Genomic DNA, 16970 nt, shown 5'->3' on the forward strand with positions numbered 1-16970 from the left:
CATTCACCTGCACCGCGCAGTGATGTCAAATCCGTTCGGGGGAACGTTGTAGTTCGCAGGGAACACCCAGTCCGTGGACTGTCTGCTCGCGTTGCCGCTGGCGTCGACCGGCCCCACTTTCACCTTGGCCACGTCTTCCTCATCGACGGGGTTGGGCAGCTCGCACTTGGCGCTCTCCCCCGGCTCCCAGTTCTGCAGGGTCACCTTGAAGGCGCTGCATCCCCGTCCGCGTTCGTCCGGGCACTCGGCCGAATCGCCCCTGGAAAGGGTCGCCTTCGTGTCACCCCAGGTCGATGCGCAGGACTCAGCGGAGTAGTCACTCCAGTCACCGTACTCATTCTGTGTCCTGGCCTTCACGCAGACATTCTGCTTGCGGTCATCTCCCTTGTCCACGGAGCCGGAGAGATCAGTCGTCGTCCACGTCTGGGTGTCAGGGTTCTTCCCTTCTGCCTTCACCGTGCTCGTGAGCTCGACCTGCTTGACCCGTGCACCATTGCTGGTGCCCGGCACCTGCCAACGGAGAGTGACGTGATCCACCCCGGCCTCGCTGCTCACGACGGGCGCCTGGGGTGGCCCGTAGGCGGTCACGGTTGCGGTCGCCGCCTCGCCCTCGGAGGTCTGCCCCAGCACGTTCGCAACGGCGACGAGCCGCACGGTCACTGCCTGTCCCAGCTGGAAGGCGGGGCTGCTGACCAGCGTCGTGCCGGGTTTCACCGTTCCGGAGTGACCGCCGGCGCTCCACCGGTAGGTGATCTCATCCGCCTTGATACCGGTCCCGGAGGCAGCCCCGAAACTGAATTCGACCTCCGAACCCTTTCCGGTCGGTTTCAGCGAGAATCCGGTCGGCGCTCCCGGCGGCTGGAAAGCACGCACGGCGTTCGATGACGGTGATGAATCCGACCATTTGCCGGACTTGTTGGTGGAACGAACGGAGAAGGTGATGGTCTCGGTGGAGGGATCCATCGGGGTGGTGCAGCTGGTGTCCTGCTGTTCCGGACACACCTCCTTCCCGTTCGCGTCGGTCACCACGTAACGGAAGTTCGAGTCCCCGTTCGGGTTGCCGGGCTGGGACCACTTGATGTTCGCCCTGGGTTTCACCGAGCTCGAGCTGCTGTCCATGGTCACGGTGGGAGCCCCTTGGTTCGACGGCGCACCGGCCGGGGTCTCGGGTCGCGACTCGTCGCTGGTCGGTGGGGCGAGCTGGCTGTTCTCGTCGGTCAACCGGTTGTGGGCCGTCACGGTGAAGGTGTAGGCCTGCCCGTTCGTCAGGCCGGTCCACGTGAGGCTCGTGGCGGTGGTCTCCTGTTTCTGGCCACCCGGATACATCGTGACGGTGTACCGCGTCACCGGTGAACCACCTCCCGGAACCGTTGCAGGCTCCCAGGCCAGGGCGATCTGCTGATCTCCGAAGACCGCAGTGGGAGCGGACGGCTTCGAAGGTAGCGCGTCCACCAGGATCTCGTTGCTCGGTTCGGAGTGCGGACTGCGGGAATTCAGATCGCCCTCGGCCACCTCCGCCTTGACGGTGAAGGTGTAACGACCGCTGTTCGCCAATCCCGGGATGTCGCAGGTGGTCTGGAGGCCGCAGCTCCTGCTGCCCCCCTGCCAGAAGACGGTGAACCCCTTCGGGGTGGCACCACGCCAGCCGCTGTGTGTCCACGAGACACGGGCGGTCTGGGATCCCGCGTACTGGGCCGTCACCGCCGTGGGCGCCCGGGGAACGTCCTTCACGATGACGCGGATCACTCCCGTGCGTTCCCTGGAGGGATCCTTCGTGGCGTCGGCGACCCGGAAGGTGACGAGGACGTCATCAACGGTGTCGGCGCCGGTCCCGGAATCCGTGGGGGTGACCTTGATGACGTTGCCCTCGTTGGTGACCGTGGCCGATCCGCGAACCTGCGGACTGCCGACCAGGGAGATCTCCCCTCCCGTGTCCGCGAACGGATTCGTGACCCACCTGGCCAGGTCGAAGGAGGCAGTGTTGCCGACCCGACCGTCGCGTTCGACGATCTCCGAGATCGTCATGGGAGGCCGGGTGGATGCGATCACGGTGACCGGGATGGTCATGTTGACCGGTGCAGTGGAGCCGTCGTGAACCTGGACGATCACGGAACCCGTGGACCCGACCGGGGTTCCCTTGGGCACGGAAACGCTGAGTTCCTGCCCGGAGACACCGGCCTGCACCGGGCCATCGGTGCTCACCAGGGAATAGGCCATGATGTCGTTGTCGCCCGGATTCGGGTCCGAGACCATGGCGCTCAACGAGACCTGTTGAGGTGCCTCATCGGGAGCGACCTTCAGCTGCGTGGGTCTCAACTGGGGAGGTTGCTGTCCATCGCCCTCGACGATGACGCTGAGGCTGAGTTTGCTCTTGAGCGCGGTCGGATCGTCCATGGACGATCCGTCGGTGACCTCGAAGGAAACCGTGGTCTGCCCCGAGAATTTCTTGTCGGGGGTGAATTCGATGGTCTGGTCGTCGATCACCCGAACGCCGTTGTTGCCCACGTCGAGGCTCCCCCCCGATCCCGCCACCACCGAGTCGACGCTGGTCAGGCGCGCCGTACGCCCGGGTCTGGTGACAACCCAGTCGGCGAACCGCACCGTCAGGGGCTCGCCGGCCTTGACGCGGGCCTGCCCCCTACCCGTGTTGATCGCGGGTGGAATGGTCTGGCGTCCGGGCACCACGACGGCGGCCCGCGAGGACAGCCCGTCGGGGTCGGTGACGGTGTAGAGCACGATCTGCCGATCATCGGCGAGGGGCACCGTGACCGTCCCGCCCTCGACCGTGGCCGGGGACTCGGCGGTGACCTTCAACTCGGAGACGACGCCGTCCGGGTCGGAGTCGTTCTCCAGCACGGGAACCTCGACCTGCTCCGCCCCCACGATCGCAGCGGTGGGGACCACGTCGTCGTTGGCGACGGGCACCTTCGGTGGAACGTCCGAGGAGACCCGAACCGTGATGACCCCCCTGTCCGAGACCCCGCCGCCGTCCGTGATCGTGTAGTACAGGTGATAGGTCCCTTCCTGGGCAGGAGTCACCACGACGACCCTCTGCCCCCGGGTCTGCGCCTGCGGATCCCAGCTGTCATCGGTCGGGGTGGCGGATCCCTTCACCAGCTGCAGCTGATCCCCGTCGGGGTCGATGTCATTGGCGAGGGCGGGGATCTCCAACCTGGTTGATGGCCTGGCCGCGACCTCATCAGCCACCGCTACAGGGGCCTGATTGGCTTCGGGCGGCGGCACCACGCCGACGCGGACCACGCCCTCCCCCTCTGCGCCGAAACGGTCGATCACACGGTAGGTGAACGTGTCGGTGCCGGCGCCCCCCTTCGATGCGTCATAGACGAGAAAGTTTCCCTCGATTTTCACGGCGCCGAGTTTCGGCACCTGGTTCCCGAGCCCCCCCAGGGTGACCGAGTCGCCGTCAGGGTCTATGCCGTCCAACGGCACCGGTATCCGCACGGAGGACCCTGCGAAGGTCCGGGAATCGATCTGTTTGGGGGCCGGTTGCTCGTTGTGCTCGTCCTCGGCTCGGATGTTGATGGTCACCGTCGTCGATGCCGGGTTTCCCTGTGAATCCCGGACGGTGTAGATGGCCTCCGCCGTACCTGCCTGGCCACCGGCCCGGAACCGGACCATCCCGTTCGAGACGAAGAATTCACCCAGTTCCCGATCGGAGCGCACGTCAAAATCCGGCGACAGCGAGAGGTCGAGATCCGCCGGGGAGTGATCGTTGCTCAGCACCGGCACGGTCACCAGGTCCCTGACCCGCACCACTGAGTTGTCCGGCATGACCACGGGGGACTGCACCGTGGAAGGAGGTTCTTTCGGGATCACCAGCACCTTCGCCGTCGCCGAGGCGTGCCCGTTGCTGACGGTGTAGGTGAAGCTCTGCGGGGAGTCGATTCCGGCCGGGGCGGTGATCCTCAGCAGCGAGTGCCTGACCACCTCGATGTTCAGCCCGGGTGCACCGGTCTGGGACACTTCTTGGATTGCCAACACCCCACCCGCCGGGTCGAAGTCGTTGTCGAGCGCATTAATGGTCAGCGAGCCGTTTGCCGGCAGCAGCCCCAGGTCGTTCTCGGGAACCGGCTGGAGCCCCGAGGAGTTCGGGTCGATCACGTCGACCCGAATGCGACCCTTCGCGTTGTTGGGGCCATCCGTGATCCCGTAGACCAGCGTGTAGTTGCCCGCCTTCGACGCCGTGAAGCGGATGGTACCCGCCTGGTAGTCGGGTTTGAGCTCCACCCCTTCGGGTGCGGTGGAGACCTCCACGAGCTTCAGGTCGTCGGAGTCAGGATCCGTGTCGTTGCTGCGGGGGTCGAGTGTGATCGCGTGGCCGACCGTCGCGACGTAATGGTCGTTGTTGGCCACGGGCGGGGAGTTGGTGGACCCCGGTGAGACCTGCACGGCCAGCTCCCCGGAGGCCGCATCCCTGCCGTCGGAGACCGTCAGGCTCACCGAGCGCCGCCCGGGCCCTCCCTTCCCGAGGTCCTTCACCGAGACGTAGCCATCGGGACGCCACGTCATCTCGAGGCTGTCGTCCTCGGCGGCGGCCTGTTGGAGGTAGATGGGATCACCGTCCGGGTCCACCCAGTCCGCGAGCACCGAATACCCGGCGGATGCCCGTTCGCTCAGGTTGACCTGACTGTCGCGGATCTTGTGGGGTGCGGAGTTCTCGTTCTCCGCACGAAGGTTGACCGTGACGGTCGCCACATTCGAGACGTCCACCCCGTCAAAGGCCTGATAGGTGAACGTGATCGGCCCCTTCGCGTCCGCAGGAACCTCGATGCGCAGCGCACGGCCCTCCTTGGCCTGTGAAACCTTGATGCCATCGGGGACTTTCTGGATTATCGCGGTCAACACGTCACCGTCGAGGTCGATGTCGTTGCTCAGAACGGGAAGCACCGTCGCGGTTCCCGGCCGTGCCCCCAATTCATCGTCCACGGCCTGCGGTGGATGCTGTTCCTCGGAGAACTCACGGTTCTGGGACTTCTCGGTATCCTCGGTTTCCTTTTCCCGCTTGTCGTCGACCAGCTGGGACTCGGCCTGTTCCCAGTTGTCCACCTTCACCATCTGTTTCAAGGGTAGGAAAACATCGCCGGTGACCTCGTCGTTGATGACGATCACCTTCCTGTTGGTGCGGAAAACAGGTTGCTTGGCGCTGGCCAGCGCAGGATACTGGGCACGTTCGTACTGATCACCCCCGCAGTCGCGAACGTAGTAGCCCGATTCCGCCCACAGCGCATAGGTGCAGCCCTCCAGCTGCACCGGTGCGGTCGGTTTGCCGCTCGGGATGCTCTCCCGAGTTACCCTGCCTGAAGACATCTCCACCCTGAGCAGCTCCGAGGGTGTGGCGACGACGACCGTTCCGGAGGGCCCCGAGGGTTGCTGCAGAACTCCGCTCGTGAGTGCTTCCTCCGTCACGGAACGCCCGTCAACGGTCAAGGTGGTGCCGTCCAGCACCACGACCCTGTCCCCCACCACCGTCAGCTGGGCCGAGTCCGAGAGTCTTCCCTCCAGTTTGCGGCCCTGCTCCTTGACAACGGCCTCGGTCCCCGCACCGGTGATGGTGTAGAGCTGCCCGTCCGCGGTCATCACGTACCCGGTTCCGTCCGTGCCAACCGCGACCCTGGGGGTGTCCAGCCCGTTGAGGAGCGGCTCGGACGTGAGGCTGAAACTGGCCGCTCCCCGGGTGTCGGTGGCCCACACCCGCCCCTCGCCCCGGTCCGCGAAGAGCACCTCGTTGCCGCCATGGGCCGTCAGCACCCCGGCCACTCCTGCCTCGCCGAGAAAAGTGAGTGAGGCCACGTCCACAGGGTGCACGGTGTCGGAGCCCCGCACCACGACATTGCCTGCGGACTGGGTGACGTCGAAGGAGCTGCTGGGGGGACGGAGCGCGCCGTCGATGGTCTGGGACTCATGGTTGAGGTGCCCCACGAGTCGCTTGGTCTGGTTGGTCACCCAGACGCCACCGTCATTCAGCTCGACATCGGCTGCGGGTACTCCTCGGTGGATCAGGGCGAGAATCCCGAGAGAGAGCACGACAAGACCAACCAGTGTGGTCTCAACACGCTTGCGCGTGACCAGAGCCATGCGTTCTTCTCCCTACTTTCTCGCCGGCCGGGTGGTCGGTCCAGGCGCTCCCGTTAACCTTCCGGCAGGCGCCCGGACTGAGTGGAACATTAAAGGGTCGCCCGGGCCCGTCCCCAAACAACGGGGTGTACGGACCCGTACGAGACTAGCTCCCTCAGACATAACGCCTAGTCAGGCTCGTTTGCTTTTCTGTTTCAGATGTAAATCAGTTCACCCGGGGAGGGCGATCCGTGCAGGCGGTCCTCCTTTTAGATGACACCCTTTAGGGTAGTCCACATGCTCCCTCCCCTCAGCCGCGGCGCCCTGACCCAGCAGATGGCGGCTGCACGAAGCAGGGCGGGGTTGTCCATCCGACGTGCTGCGGCGATAGCCGATGTGCCCGCATCGACCGCTCAGGGATGGCTCGAGGGAAGACACCTACCGACCCCCTCTCTGATGCCACAGTTCATGACCCTGTTGCGCGCCCTGCAACTCGTCACGGTGCACGACGAGACGGCCTGGGTGGATGCGCTGAACCGGATGCGTCGCTCCAGCATCGTCGACGCCCCCCCGTACGTGGGGCTGCGCCCCTACACCACCGCGGAGGCCGGCATCTTCACCGGGCGGGGGCGCGCCCTGGAAGAGCTGCTGGAGGCATGCTCCCGGGCCCGCCCACCACGGATCGTGACGGTCACCGGGGCACCAGGAACGGGAAAGTCTTCTCTCCTGGCCGCAGGGCTCATCGGACGCGGTACCGCACCGGACGGCCCGCTGTCGCATCTGTCACCCGTCCAGTTGACGATACGTGACGTGCTCGGTTGGAAGGCTCCCCGGGATGCGACCCTGCTGGTCATCGACCAGTTCGAGGAGCTGCTGCGATGCACAACGACAGAGGTCGAGAAAATCGTCACCGCTTTGTATCACCTGCCCGATCAGGTGACCTGCGTGATCGGTTTGAACGCGAATGCAGTGGGGACCGTGCTGCGCCAGGAACGCCTCGCCCCGTTCCTGGCCTCCCCCGTCCTCGTCGGTCCCCTCACCACCGCCGAGTACCGGCAGATCATCGAGGTCCCGGCCCGTCACCACGGGCGCGCGGTCTCCGCCGAGTTGACCCATGTGCTGATCCGCGACCTGCACCAGTACGGTTATCCCGATCCGGGAATCGTGCTGCCGTTGCTGTCGAACACCTTGAAACGCTGTTGGAACGCCGCCCCGGGGGAAACCCTCACCACCTCCGACTACCTGACCTCGGGTGGCCTGTGGACCTCGTTGAACGACGAGGCCGAGGCAGTCTGGCAGGCCCTGCCTGCGCAGGACCGCCCGTTGGTCAGACGCCTGATGCTGTCACTGGTGATCGTGGACGCGAACCGGCTTCTCCGGCGCTCGATCCCCTTCGACTCGTTGTCGTCGCGGATGGTTCCGGTGGCGGAGGCGTTCATCGCATCCCGCATCCTGACCCGAAGCGAGGAACATCTGACCATCACCCACGAAGCCCTCCCGACCCACTGGCACCGACTGCGCGGCTGGGTGGAGCAGGAGGAGGCGACGCTGCTGGTGGGGCGGCGCATTCACATGGCGACGAAACTCTGGGACGAGGGTGGTCGGGCACCGGAGGGGCTGATGCCCGTGGAGGCGGAGATGTGGCAGTCCTGGGCGAGGGCCGAGGACGCCCCCGTGCTCTCGAAGAACGAACACGAGTTCATCGATGCATCGCTGGCCCTGGGCCGCACTCACGAGGAGGAACAGGAGAACCGCCTGAAACACACCCGCAGGCAACGACGCACGGCGTTGGGGATCGCGGCGGTCGCCGTTGTCCTGGCGGTCGTGGCCGCCTTCCTGGGTATCCAGTCCGCTGTCCTGACCCAGCAGGCCAACACCGCGACCCGCGCCGCGCGGTCCCAGCAGTTGGCCCTGGTCTCGGACCAGATCCGCAACACGGACCCGAACGAGGCCGCACAGCTCGCCGTCGCGGCACACCGCTTGGAGGACAATCCCCACACCCGCTCCACCGTCATCGAGTCCGCCGGGGGGATGTCCTCACTGCGGGTCAACGGCATCGCGGGAAACACCGTGGTGGCCGTCGCACCGGGAAACGACATCGTTCTGCGGGGTGACAGCCAGGGCCACCTCACCGTATGGCGCGACGGGAACCTGAAATCGGAACCCGAGCTCGTCGAGACCGATGGCGGACAGTTGTTCGCGGTGCAACCGGTTCTGCGCGACGGGCGGTACCTCGTGATCGTCGCGGGGCAGAGGACGGCATCGGTCTGGGACCTGACAACCTCCGCCCGCAAGCTGGGTGAGTGGGCGGTCGCGGGGGTCTCCTCCTACAGCGCCGCCTGGCAGGGAACGGTTGCCCTGATCGGGAATCTCCACGGCGAGGTGCAGCGCATCGACCTCGCGGACCCGGAACACCCCGAGGTGCGCGCCCCGCTGCGAACCGGCGAGGATGTCGCGGTGACGGCGCTCACCGCGACACCCGATCTCGTCGTGGCGAGCGCCTCCCGCAACAGGCTCGCCCTGTTCGACTCAGCGGGAACCGCCCTGCCGGATCTCCAGGTGCCCGGTCAGGTGATGTCCCTGGACGTCTCGGAGGACGGCACGGAGATCCTGGCGGGCAGCAGTGCATCGAAGGCCCTGCTGCTCGAGGTCTCCGGCATCACACTGCACACCAGCCACGAGTTCCTCATGAAATCGGGCGTGCACGCGGTCAAACACCTGGGCGACCGCGTGGCACTGGGTGGCTCCCAGGGCGAGCTCGTGATCGCTGACAAAACGGGCGAGATCACCGAACGCCGCCCCCTCCGCAGCGTCGTGACGAGCATCTCCCGGAGTTCCGCCGGAATCCTGACCGGAACCACGGAAGGAACCCTCGCCCTGTGGCCACCACTGCCCACGCTGCTGCGCACGAACGGCGTCAAGATCCACGACATCAGGCGAATGGGCGGGAAAACCATCATCACGACCGCCGCCGGACCGCGTGTCCTGGACGCCACCGCCCCGGGATCCCCGGAGCTGGCGGTGCCGGCCGGTCCCGACGGCAGTGACTACCTGCCCCACGTGACCTCCGATGTCACGGGCAGCACCCTGGCGACGCAATCGCGCGACGGGAGGGTGGTGCTGCTCCGGTTCACGGGCAACGGATACGAAACGGAACAGGTCATCGACGAAACCACCACGGTGGTGGACCTGGTGCTCTCCCCCGATGGCAGGCGTTTGGCCATCGGGCACAGGAGCCAGGCCGGCTATGACATCTACCGGCGAAGCAGCACGGGTTGGGAACTCACCGGCACCCTCCACGCCTGGCCGGGCGGGCTGGCCTTCAATTCCGATGGCACGCTCGCGGCCGCGATGAGCGCCGATGGCACGGGCTACGTGGTGGCGGCCGTCACCGATTCCGGCCCGGAACTCCTGGCGGAGGCGGGACTCCCCGACCAGGTGGTTCCCAGCGCCTTCGACTTCTCCCCTTCCGGTCTTCTGGCGGTGGGAGCGTTGAACGGTGGGGTCTCGATCATTGACCTGAGTGACCCTGCCAAACCGCATGCCACGGCCCGGGTCCTCGACGCCCACGCCTCCCTGGAGCGGCTGCGATTCAGCCTGGACGGGAAACACCTGCTGGCCACGAGCATCGAGGGGGACCTGTGGGTCTGGGACGGCGCGGAGGAAACCCCTGCGCTGAGCCTGCGCATCAAGCATCCCACGGCCTCGATCGCGGGAGCCGACCTGGCCGATGATCAGCTGCTGCTGGCCCTCTCCGACAACACGGCCGTGACCTGGCCGGGCAATGCCACGGCGGCGGCCGCCGATCTGTGTTCCCGCCTGGGGACTCCCCTCACCAGCCGGGAATGGACCCAGCTGGCGCCCGGGGTTCCCTTCATGAACGGCTGCTCCTGAACCCGAGGGATCACCCATGACACCAAGGGGTCGTGGCGGCACGTCGCCGACGATGCACGCCAGCTCACGAGAACCGCCATGACGGCAGTCTCTGTTCCGCACCCAGCCCGCTCCTGAAACGGTTTCCGTGACACTGCCCACGGCCACCAATGCCCCCGGATTCACTCATCTAGGATCACCGGGTGTCGCATTCCCTGAACCGCCGGATCCTTGAGTTGGCCCTACCCGCTTTCGCGGCGCTGGTGGCCCAGCCCCTGTTCGTCATGGCCGACACCGCGATCGTCGGGCAGCTGGGCACGGACCCCCTGGCCGGGCTGGGGGTGGGTTCCACACTGACCCTGGCGCTGGCCGGGATGTTCGTGTTCCTCGCCTACGGTTCCACCGCCACCGTGGCTCGCCTGATGGGAGCGGGCCGGGAGAAGGACGCGGCGGAATCCGGCATCCAGGCCATGTGGCTGGCTCTGCTCCTCGGCGCGGTGGTCGGCGCGATCTCCTGGGGGTTCGCGCCGCAGCTGGCCGCCTGGCTCGGGGCCGAGGGCGTGGTCCACGAAGAGGCCGTGGCCTACCTCCGCTGGTCGCTGCCGGGCCTGCCCGGCATGTTCCTGGTGCTGGCGGCGACGGGAACGCTACGGGGGATGGCGGATGGCCGCACCCCCATGGTCCTGGCGATCGGCGCCGCCGTCCTGAACCTGGCCGGGGACATCGTGCTGGTCCTCGGTCTCGGCACGGGGATCGCGGGTTCGGGGGCCGCCACCGCGTTCGCCGAAACGCTCATGGGATTGACGGCAGCAGGGATCGTGGCCCGCGGTGCGGCCAGGGTGGGGGCGCGGCGAGGTCCCCGGCCGGCGGGGATGCGGACCGGCCTGGTGGTCGGTGTTCCGCTGCTGATCCGCACCCTGGCGTTGCGCGCCGCCCTGCTGCTGACCACCTGGGCGGCGGCCCGTTCGGGTGCCGTGGCCCTGGCTGCGCACCAGGTCGGGTTCACGGTCTGGAGTTTCCTGCAGTACGTGCTGGACGCCCTGGCGATCGCCGGGCAAACCCTCATCGGGCAGGCCCTCGGGGCCTCCAGGCCCGGCGAGGCCCGGGCGCTGTCGCGCCGCATGACCGGTTGGTCGCTCTGCGCCGGTCTTCTGCTCGGGATCGTGACCCTGCTCGTCAGGCATCCCCTGGCGTCGCTGTTCACCCCGGACCGTGAAGTGCGTGACGCGGTGGCGGCGGTACTGGTGGTGATCGGTGGCACGCTGGTGATCGCGTCCTGGGTGACCCTGTTCGACGGGGTCCTGATCGGCGCCGGGGACGGCCCCTACCTGGCCCGCGCCAGCCTGATCACCCTGGCCGTGTACGCGCCGCTGGCGCTGGCCGTGACATGGCTGGCCCGGGGGGGCCTTCCGGGCCTGGTCTGGTTGTGGCTGGCGTTCACCATCGGTTTCATGGGGACCCGGGCCGTCACCCTGTGGTGGCGGGAACGCTCGGATGCCTGGCTCGTCACCGGCTGAGCCCCGGGGGAACCTCATACAGTGTCCGTATGGATACAGTGTCCGTATGGAAGATTCAACCAAGTCTCCCGGTCTGGAGGCCGATCTCCTGGTGATCGGCTGGGGCAAGGCCGGCAAGACCCTGGCCCGTGACCTCGCGTCCTCCGGCAGGCGCGTGGTGCTGGTGGAACGCGACGACACCATGATCGGCGGCACCTGCATCAACGTGGCCTGCGTCCCGACCAAGACCCTCGTCAATCTCGCGGAGCGCCGCGGCGACCGGGACCCGGACGATTACCTGAAGCAGGCCATCGCATCCCGGGACTCGCTGATCGACAGGCTCCGCGCCGCCAACGAGGCGATGCTCTCCGGCCTGGAGAACGTCACCCTCGTGCGCGGTGAGGCCCGGTTCACCGGCCCCCGCAGGATCCGGGTCAAGGCCGGGGAGGAGACCCTCGACATCACCGCAGGGGCCGTGGTCGTCAACACCGGTACCTCACCGCTGGTGCCCGAGATCCCGGGCGTCGACGGGAAGTTCGTCCACGACTCCACCACCATCCAGCACATCGCCGGTGGAAGGGTTCCCGGGACCCTGACGATCATCGGGGGCGGGTTCATCGGTTTGGAGTTCGCCAGCATGTTCGCTGCCTTCGGTTCGGCGGTGCGGATCCTGGAACGCGGCCCCGTTTTCCTGCCCCGCCTCGACGACGACGTGCGCGAGGCGGTGGTGACCACCCTCGCCGACCGCGGCGTGGAGATCGTCACGAACGCCCCCGTCTCGGCGATCGAGGAGGACGGCAGACGGGTGATCTCCAGGGCCGGGTCCTTCGACACGGACGCGGTGCTGGTGGCGGTCGGACGCAAACCCGAGACCACGGCCCTGGACCTGCCCGCCGCCGGGATCGCCACCGACGACCGCGGTTTCATCGTCGTCGACGATCACCTCCGAACCAGCGCCGAGGGCGTGTGGGCGGTGGGTGACGTCAACGGGGGTCCGCAGTTCACCTACGTCTCCCTCGACGACTACCGGATCGTGAAGGATCAGCTCGCCGGGGATTCGACACGCTCCCGGGCGGACCGCAGGGCGATCCCGACGACCACCTTCATCACTCCCCCGTTGGCGCAGGTCGGACTCAGCGAACGCGAGGCCACCGAGCGGGGGGTGTCCTATCTGGTTGCCTCGAAGCCGGTCGCGAAAATCGCGGCGATGCCGCGTCCGAAGACCCTGGGCGAGACCCACGGCCTGATCAAGGTGCTGGCCGACCCGGAAACCGGCGAGGTGCTCGGGGCCACGATCTTCAGTGTCGACGCCCAGGAGGTGATCAACCTGGTCGCCCTGGCCATGCGCAGCAGAATCACCGCGACCGCGCTGCGCGACGGCATCTGGACCCACCCCTCCACCACCGAGGCCCTCAACGAGGTCCTGGGCGAGCTGCACACACCCTGACTCGAGAAAAAGCGGGGGCAAACATGACTTGACATGTCTGCCCCCGCATACACCTTTGCCTTGGAAGGATTTCTAGCGCTGGATGCGGAACAGCTGGACCGCCTTTCGGAAGAATGTGGGCAAGAATTCCCCGAAGAAGTAGCGGAAGAAATCTCGCAAGAAATAGCAAGGGATGATGATGACGAACCAGATCGGCGTCACGAGGACCGCCCGCAGGGTCTCCTCCTCAAGGCACAGGATGACCAGGCTGACCGCGAAGAAGACGAGCACCATCCAGGCCGTGAAGACACCGCCGGGCATCTTGTAGGTGGACTTGGCGTGCAGCTCGGGGTGCTTCTTCCGGTAGACGAGGTAGCACACCACGATGAGCGCCCAGATGAACAGGAACAGCACCGAGGTGATCGAGGTGACCAGAACGAACGCCTGGTTGATGGTCTCGGAGGCGTAGAGGAAACCGATACCGCACAACAGCAGCAGGCAGGAGCAGATGAGGGCGTTCTGGGGAACGTTGCGCCGCGACAGTTTGCCGAAGATTCGCGGGGCCTGGCCGTCCTCGGCCAACCCGTACATCATTCGGGATGTGGAGTAGAGCCCCGAGTTGTCGGAGGAGGCCGCAGCGGTCAACAACACGAAGTTCATCACCGAGGCGGCCGCCCCGAAACCACTCAGCTGGAACATGGCGGTGAAGGGGCTCTCGCCCGGGACGACCGCGCGCCACGGGATGACCACGCAGATGGCGGCCAGGGCCAGCACGTAGAACAGGGCGAGCCGCACGGGAATGGCGTTGATGGCCTTGGGCAGGTTGCGCTCGGGGTTGTGGGTCTCGGCCGCCGCGGTGCCGACCACCTCGAGGCCGACGAAGGCAAAGAAGGCGATCTGGAAACCGGCGAGGAACCCGGGGAAGCCGTTCGGGAAGAAGCCGCCGTCGTTCCACAGGTTCTCGACGGTTGCGCGATGTCCCGCTTCCGAGACGAATCCGGAGAAGAGCAGGCTGGCGGCGACGATGATGAGCGCACCGACCGCCACCAGCTTGATCAGGGCGAACCAGAACTCCGCCTCGCCGAAGTACTTGACCGCCACCACGTTCAGGACGAACAGCAGCAGCGCCAGCACCGCGGCGGGCAGCCACTTCGGCACTTCCGGCCACCAGAACCTGGCGTATCCGGTGATGGCGGCCAGGTCGCCCATGGCCGCCACGATCCAGGCGAACCAGTAGGTCCAGCCCGCGATGAACCCGCCCGCCGGTCCGAGCACGTCCTCGGCTATGTCGCGGAAGGACTTGTACTTCAGGTTCGACAGGAGCATCTCGCCCATGGCCCGCATCATGAAGTACAGGAAGAACCCGACAACGGCGTAGACCAGCATGCTGGAGGGGCCCGCCTGGTTGATGGTGTTGCTGGACCCCATGAACATGCCGGTGCCGATGGCGCCACCCAGGGCCATCAGCTGCAGGTGACGGTTGCTCAGGCCGCGCTGCAGCCCCTGACCGTCCTCGTTGACATCGCCCTCGACCACCACGTCATTGGGCGCATCATTCGGGGGGTTACTCATCTGGGAACTCCTTCGTTCTGTGTTGAGGTCTCGTCACCCGCCCGGGCAGAACCGACCCCGGGCGGGTGATGTTGTTCACGGTCTTCCGGTGGCCACTTTCCGGACGTGAGGGGAGGTGCTGGCGGACAACAACCCCCCGTAGCTGGGCAGGAACCTGATCTCGGAACCCACCCTCACCGGGGTTTCGGCGTCGGTGACGTCGACGATCAGATGGTCGCTGCTGGCGCCCAGCACCTCGATTCCCGGGTCAACCGGCTCGATGGCGTCCGGGGCGGCGTCCTGGCGGCCGAGGTCGCAGATGGCGCGCAGTCTCAGCCCCCGGTCGGTGAAGTGCGTGGTGTTGCCGAAGGCATCCTGCCCGGTCCGGCCGATCGGAACCGACGGTTTGCGTTGCAGCTCAATGATCCCACCGACCAGTTCCACCGTATCCTGCCGGGTCCCGGGCCAGGGTGAACGATCCAGGACGTTGCGACCCAGGACGATCGCCTCGCCGATGCGCAGGTTGTTGATGCCTGCAGGCATCTCCCCGCTGGCCAGCAACGGAAGATTCGCGCTGTTCCCGCCGGAGACCAGTTCCAGCGGATGCCCGGTGGCGCTGCGGCACTCGTCCCTGAGGGTGACGAGCATCTCCATCTTCTCGCGGGTGGGAATCACCCCTCCGAAACAGGCGAGGTTGGTTCCCAGGCCCGCCACCTCGAGGTGGGGCAGCCGGGCGATCCGGCTCACCTCCTCGACGGCCCGGTCCGGCCACACGCCCTCCCGCAGGTCACCGACATCGACCATCATCACGACCTTGTGGCGCACCCCGGCCATCCCAGCGGCGTTCGAGAGCGCCTCCGCGGTCTGATACGAGGAGATGAGGGTGTGATCGGCCCAGCGCACGGCCTCCGGTGCGTTGCCGGGGGTCGGGGCCCGCAGCAGCATGGTCGGCAGGTCCAGACCCGCCTCCGCTATCCGTTTCAGGTTGTCGATCCGCGAATCGGCCAGCATCACACAACCCGACCCCTCCAGCGCCCGCAACAGCGCGGGATGGGCCTGCATGACCTTGGTGACCGCCGCCACCCGGATCCCCTGCGCACCGCACTGGGAGATCACCGCGGAGGCGTTGTGGGCGATCCGGTCGATGTGGATCTCCAGTCTCGGGGTTTCCACGTTCATCCTTCCGGGGTTTCGTCTTCGATTGGTTCGGGAAGTTCCCCCACCTCGTCGGCCACCCAGTCCCGGAAGGTCGCGGCGACCTCCTCGTGGTAGACCTGCGCCAAGGTTCCCAACGCGGAGAACCGGTAGTCGCGGTCGATCAGGATGCGCGCCTCGGGTGGTGGCAGCAGCCGGGCGCCCGCGCCGAGGCGGATCCGCCCGAGGATCTCGTCCCCGCCGGGAATCCTGGTCAACGCACCCCCGGTGCCGATGATCCACCGGATCGCGGTCAGGTCCTTGCCGCGGACGATCTGTTTCTTGCCCGTCGGGGTGAACAGATCGCTGACGGATCCGACGTGCCTGCGGATCCCGACCTCGACGGCGCGGGCGGCCAGCCAGCGGGTGACGTCCTCCTCCTTCTCGTCGGAGGGAATGGCCCGCAGGTATTCGAGCCGCTCCTCGTCACCGGTTTCCCCCGACATCGCCGCCACCTGGCGGGCGTTCACGAAGACGCCGAGGTCACCCTCGACGGTGCGCTTGGCCCGGGGTTCGGGGTCGATGCTGTGACTGGTCCACTCAGCCGAGCCGTCGGTGACGCTGTGGATGTCGGTGGTCGCGCCGCCGACGTCGATCACCAGGGCGTCGCCGAGGGCGTCCGCGAAGATCTCGGCGGCCAGCAGCACCGCACCGGGGGTGGGCAGGATCTCGAATCCGGAGAGCTCCGTCAGCCTGGCCATCCCCGGTGCCTTGACGATGTGCTGGTTGAAGACCTCGTGGATCAGTGTGCGCACCGGTTCGATCTGGAGCACGTCCACGTCGGGGAAGACGTTGTCGGCGCACATCAACTCCACGTCGTTGCGGGCGAAGACGTCCTGCACCCGGCGCCGCACCGCGATGTTCCCGGCGTAGATCACCGGTGCCCTCAAACCGGACTCCGCGATCATCCGGGCGTTGTCCACCACGATCCGTTTCTCGCCGTAGTCCACTCCCCCGGCGAGCAGGACGATGTTGGGGTTCGCCTCGACGAGATCCTCCACGTCCCAGGAGTCGATCGCCCCGACCGTGGTCAGTCCGACGATCGCCCCCGCGCCGAGGGCCGCTTCCCGGGCGGCGCGGGCCGTCATCCCCTGGGTGAGTCCGTGGACGCTCATCTTCAGCCCGCCAGCGGCGGAGCTGTTGACGAAGACCTGCGTCTTGTCGATCTCGATGCCGGAGGTTTTCCGCATCTCGTCGATCGCCGCGTCGACGCCGATCTTCACGTCCCCCTGGGCGACGGAGGTCGGGGCGAACCCCTGGCCGATGTGCCGGAACCTTCCGTCCTCCAGCGAGAAGGCGTTCGCCTTCGTGATGGTGGACCCGATCTCAAGGGTGGTGACGACCCGCATCGCTCA

Annotated in this window: 7 protein-coding genes; 3 read left to right on the forward strand and 4 right to left on the reverse strand. The window is 66.9% G+C overall.

What is annotated here, in order from left to right; translation table 11 throughout:
• Positions 1-3 precede the first annotated feature (3 nt).
• Positions 4-6096 (reverse strand): Ig-like domain-containing protein, encoded by a 6093-nt coding sequence (locus E0E39_RS10170; RefSeq protein WP_130874637.1) that lies wholly within the window; start codon positions 6094-6096, stop codon positions 4-6.
• Positions 6097-6372: 276 nt separating this feature from the next.
• On the opposite strand from E0E39_RS10170, the gene E0E39_RS10175 reads away from it, so the two are divergent.
• From E0E39_RS10175 to E0E39_RS10185, 3 genes are all read left to right on the forward strand, one after another.
• Complete coding sequence (locus E0E39_RS10175; RefSeq protein WP_130874638.1) at positions 6373-9969, forward strand: nSTAND1 domain-containing NTPase; 3597 nt, start codon at positions 6373-6375, stop codon at positions 9967-9969.
• A 182-nt stretch (positions 9970-10151) separates the two neighbouring features.
• Complete coding sequence (locus tag E0E39_RS10180) at positions 10152-11465, forward strand: MATE family efflux transporter (protein ID WP_207302472.1); 1314 nt, start codon at positions 10152-10154, stop codon at positions 11463-11465.
• Between the two features lie 46 nt (positions 11466-11511).
• Positions 11512-12891, forward strand: a complete 1380-nt coding sequence (locus E0E39_RS10185; protein ID WP_207302473.1) for a dihydrolipoyl dehydrogenase family protein — start codon at positions 11512-11514, stop codon at positions 12889-12891.
• Positions 12892-12963: 72 nt separating this feature from the next.
• On the opposite strand, the gene E0E39_RS10190 is transcribed toward E0E39_RS10185, so the two are convergent.
• From E0E39_RS10190 to E0E39_RS10200, 3 genes are all read right to left on the reverse strand, one after another.
• The gene (locus tag E0E39_RS10190) at positions 12964-14442 is read right to left on the reverse strand and encodes an amino acid permease (RefSeq protein WP_245988274.1); all 1479 of its coding nucleotides are present in this window, start codon (positions 14440-14442) and stop codon (positions 12964-12966) included.
• A 75-nt stretch (positions 14443-14517) separates the two neighbouring features.
• Complete coding sequence (locus tag E0E39_RS10195) at positions 14518-15600, reverse strand: alanine racemase (RefSeq protein ID WP_130874639.1); 1083 nt, start codon at positions 15598-15600, stop codon at positions 14518-14520.
• Positions 15597-16964: a glutamate mutase L gene (locus E0E39_RS10200; protein ID WP_130874640.1), complete on the reverse strand. Its 1368-nt coding sequence runs from the start codon at positions 16962-16964 to the stop codon at positions 15597-15599. Before E0E39_RS10200 ends, E0E39_RS10195 begins: the two co-directional genes overlap by 4 nt.
• Positions 16965-16970 lie beyond the last annotated feature (6 nt).

The sequence above is a fragment of the [Pseudopropionibacterium] massiliense genome (assembly GCF_900607225.1).
Classification (GTDB): Bacteria; Actinomycetota; Actinomycetes; order Propionibacteriales; family Propionibacteriaceae; genus Arachnia; species Arachnia massiliensis.

Excerpts from the sequence above, each read along its gene's own strand:
- E0E39_RS10195 (WP_130874639.1), bottom strand. The coding sequence starts at position 15,600 with ATGAACGTGGAAACCCCGAGACTGGAGATCCACATCGACCGGATCGCC.
- E0E39_RS10190 (WP_245988274.1), bottom strand. The coding sequence starts at position 14,442 with ATGAGTAACCCCCCGAATGATGCGCCCAATGACGTGGTGGTCGAGGGC.
- E0E39_RS10175 (WP_130874638.1), top strand. The coding sequence starts at position 6,373 with ATGCTCCCTCCCCTCAGCCGCGGCGCCCTGACCCAGCAGATGGCGGCT.
- E0E39_RS10185 (WP_207302473.1), top strand. The coding sequence starts at position 11,512 with ATGGAAGATTCAACCAAGTCTCCCGGTCTGGAGGCCGATCTCCTGGTG.
- E0E39_RS10200 (WP_130874640.1), bottom strand. The coding sequence starts at position 16,964 with ATGCGGGTCGTCACCACCCTTGAGATCGGGTCCACCATCACGAAGGCG.
- E0E39_RS10170 (WP_130874637.1), bottom strand. The coding sequence starts at position 6,096 with ATGGCTCTGGTCACGCGCAAGCGTGTTGAGACCACACTGGTTGGTCTT.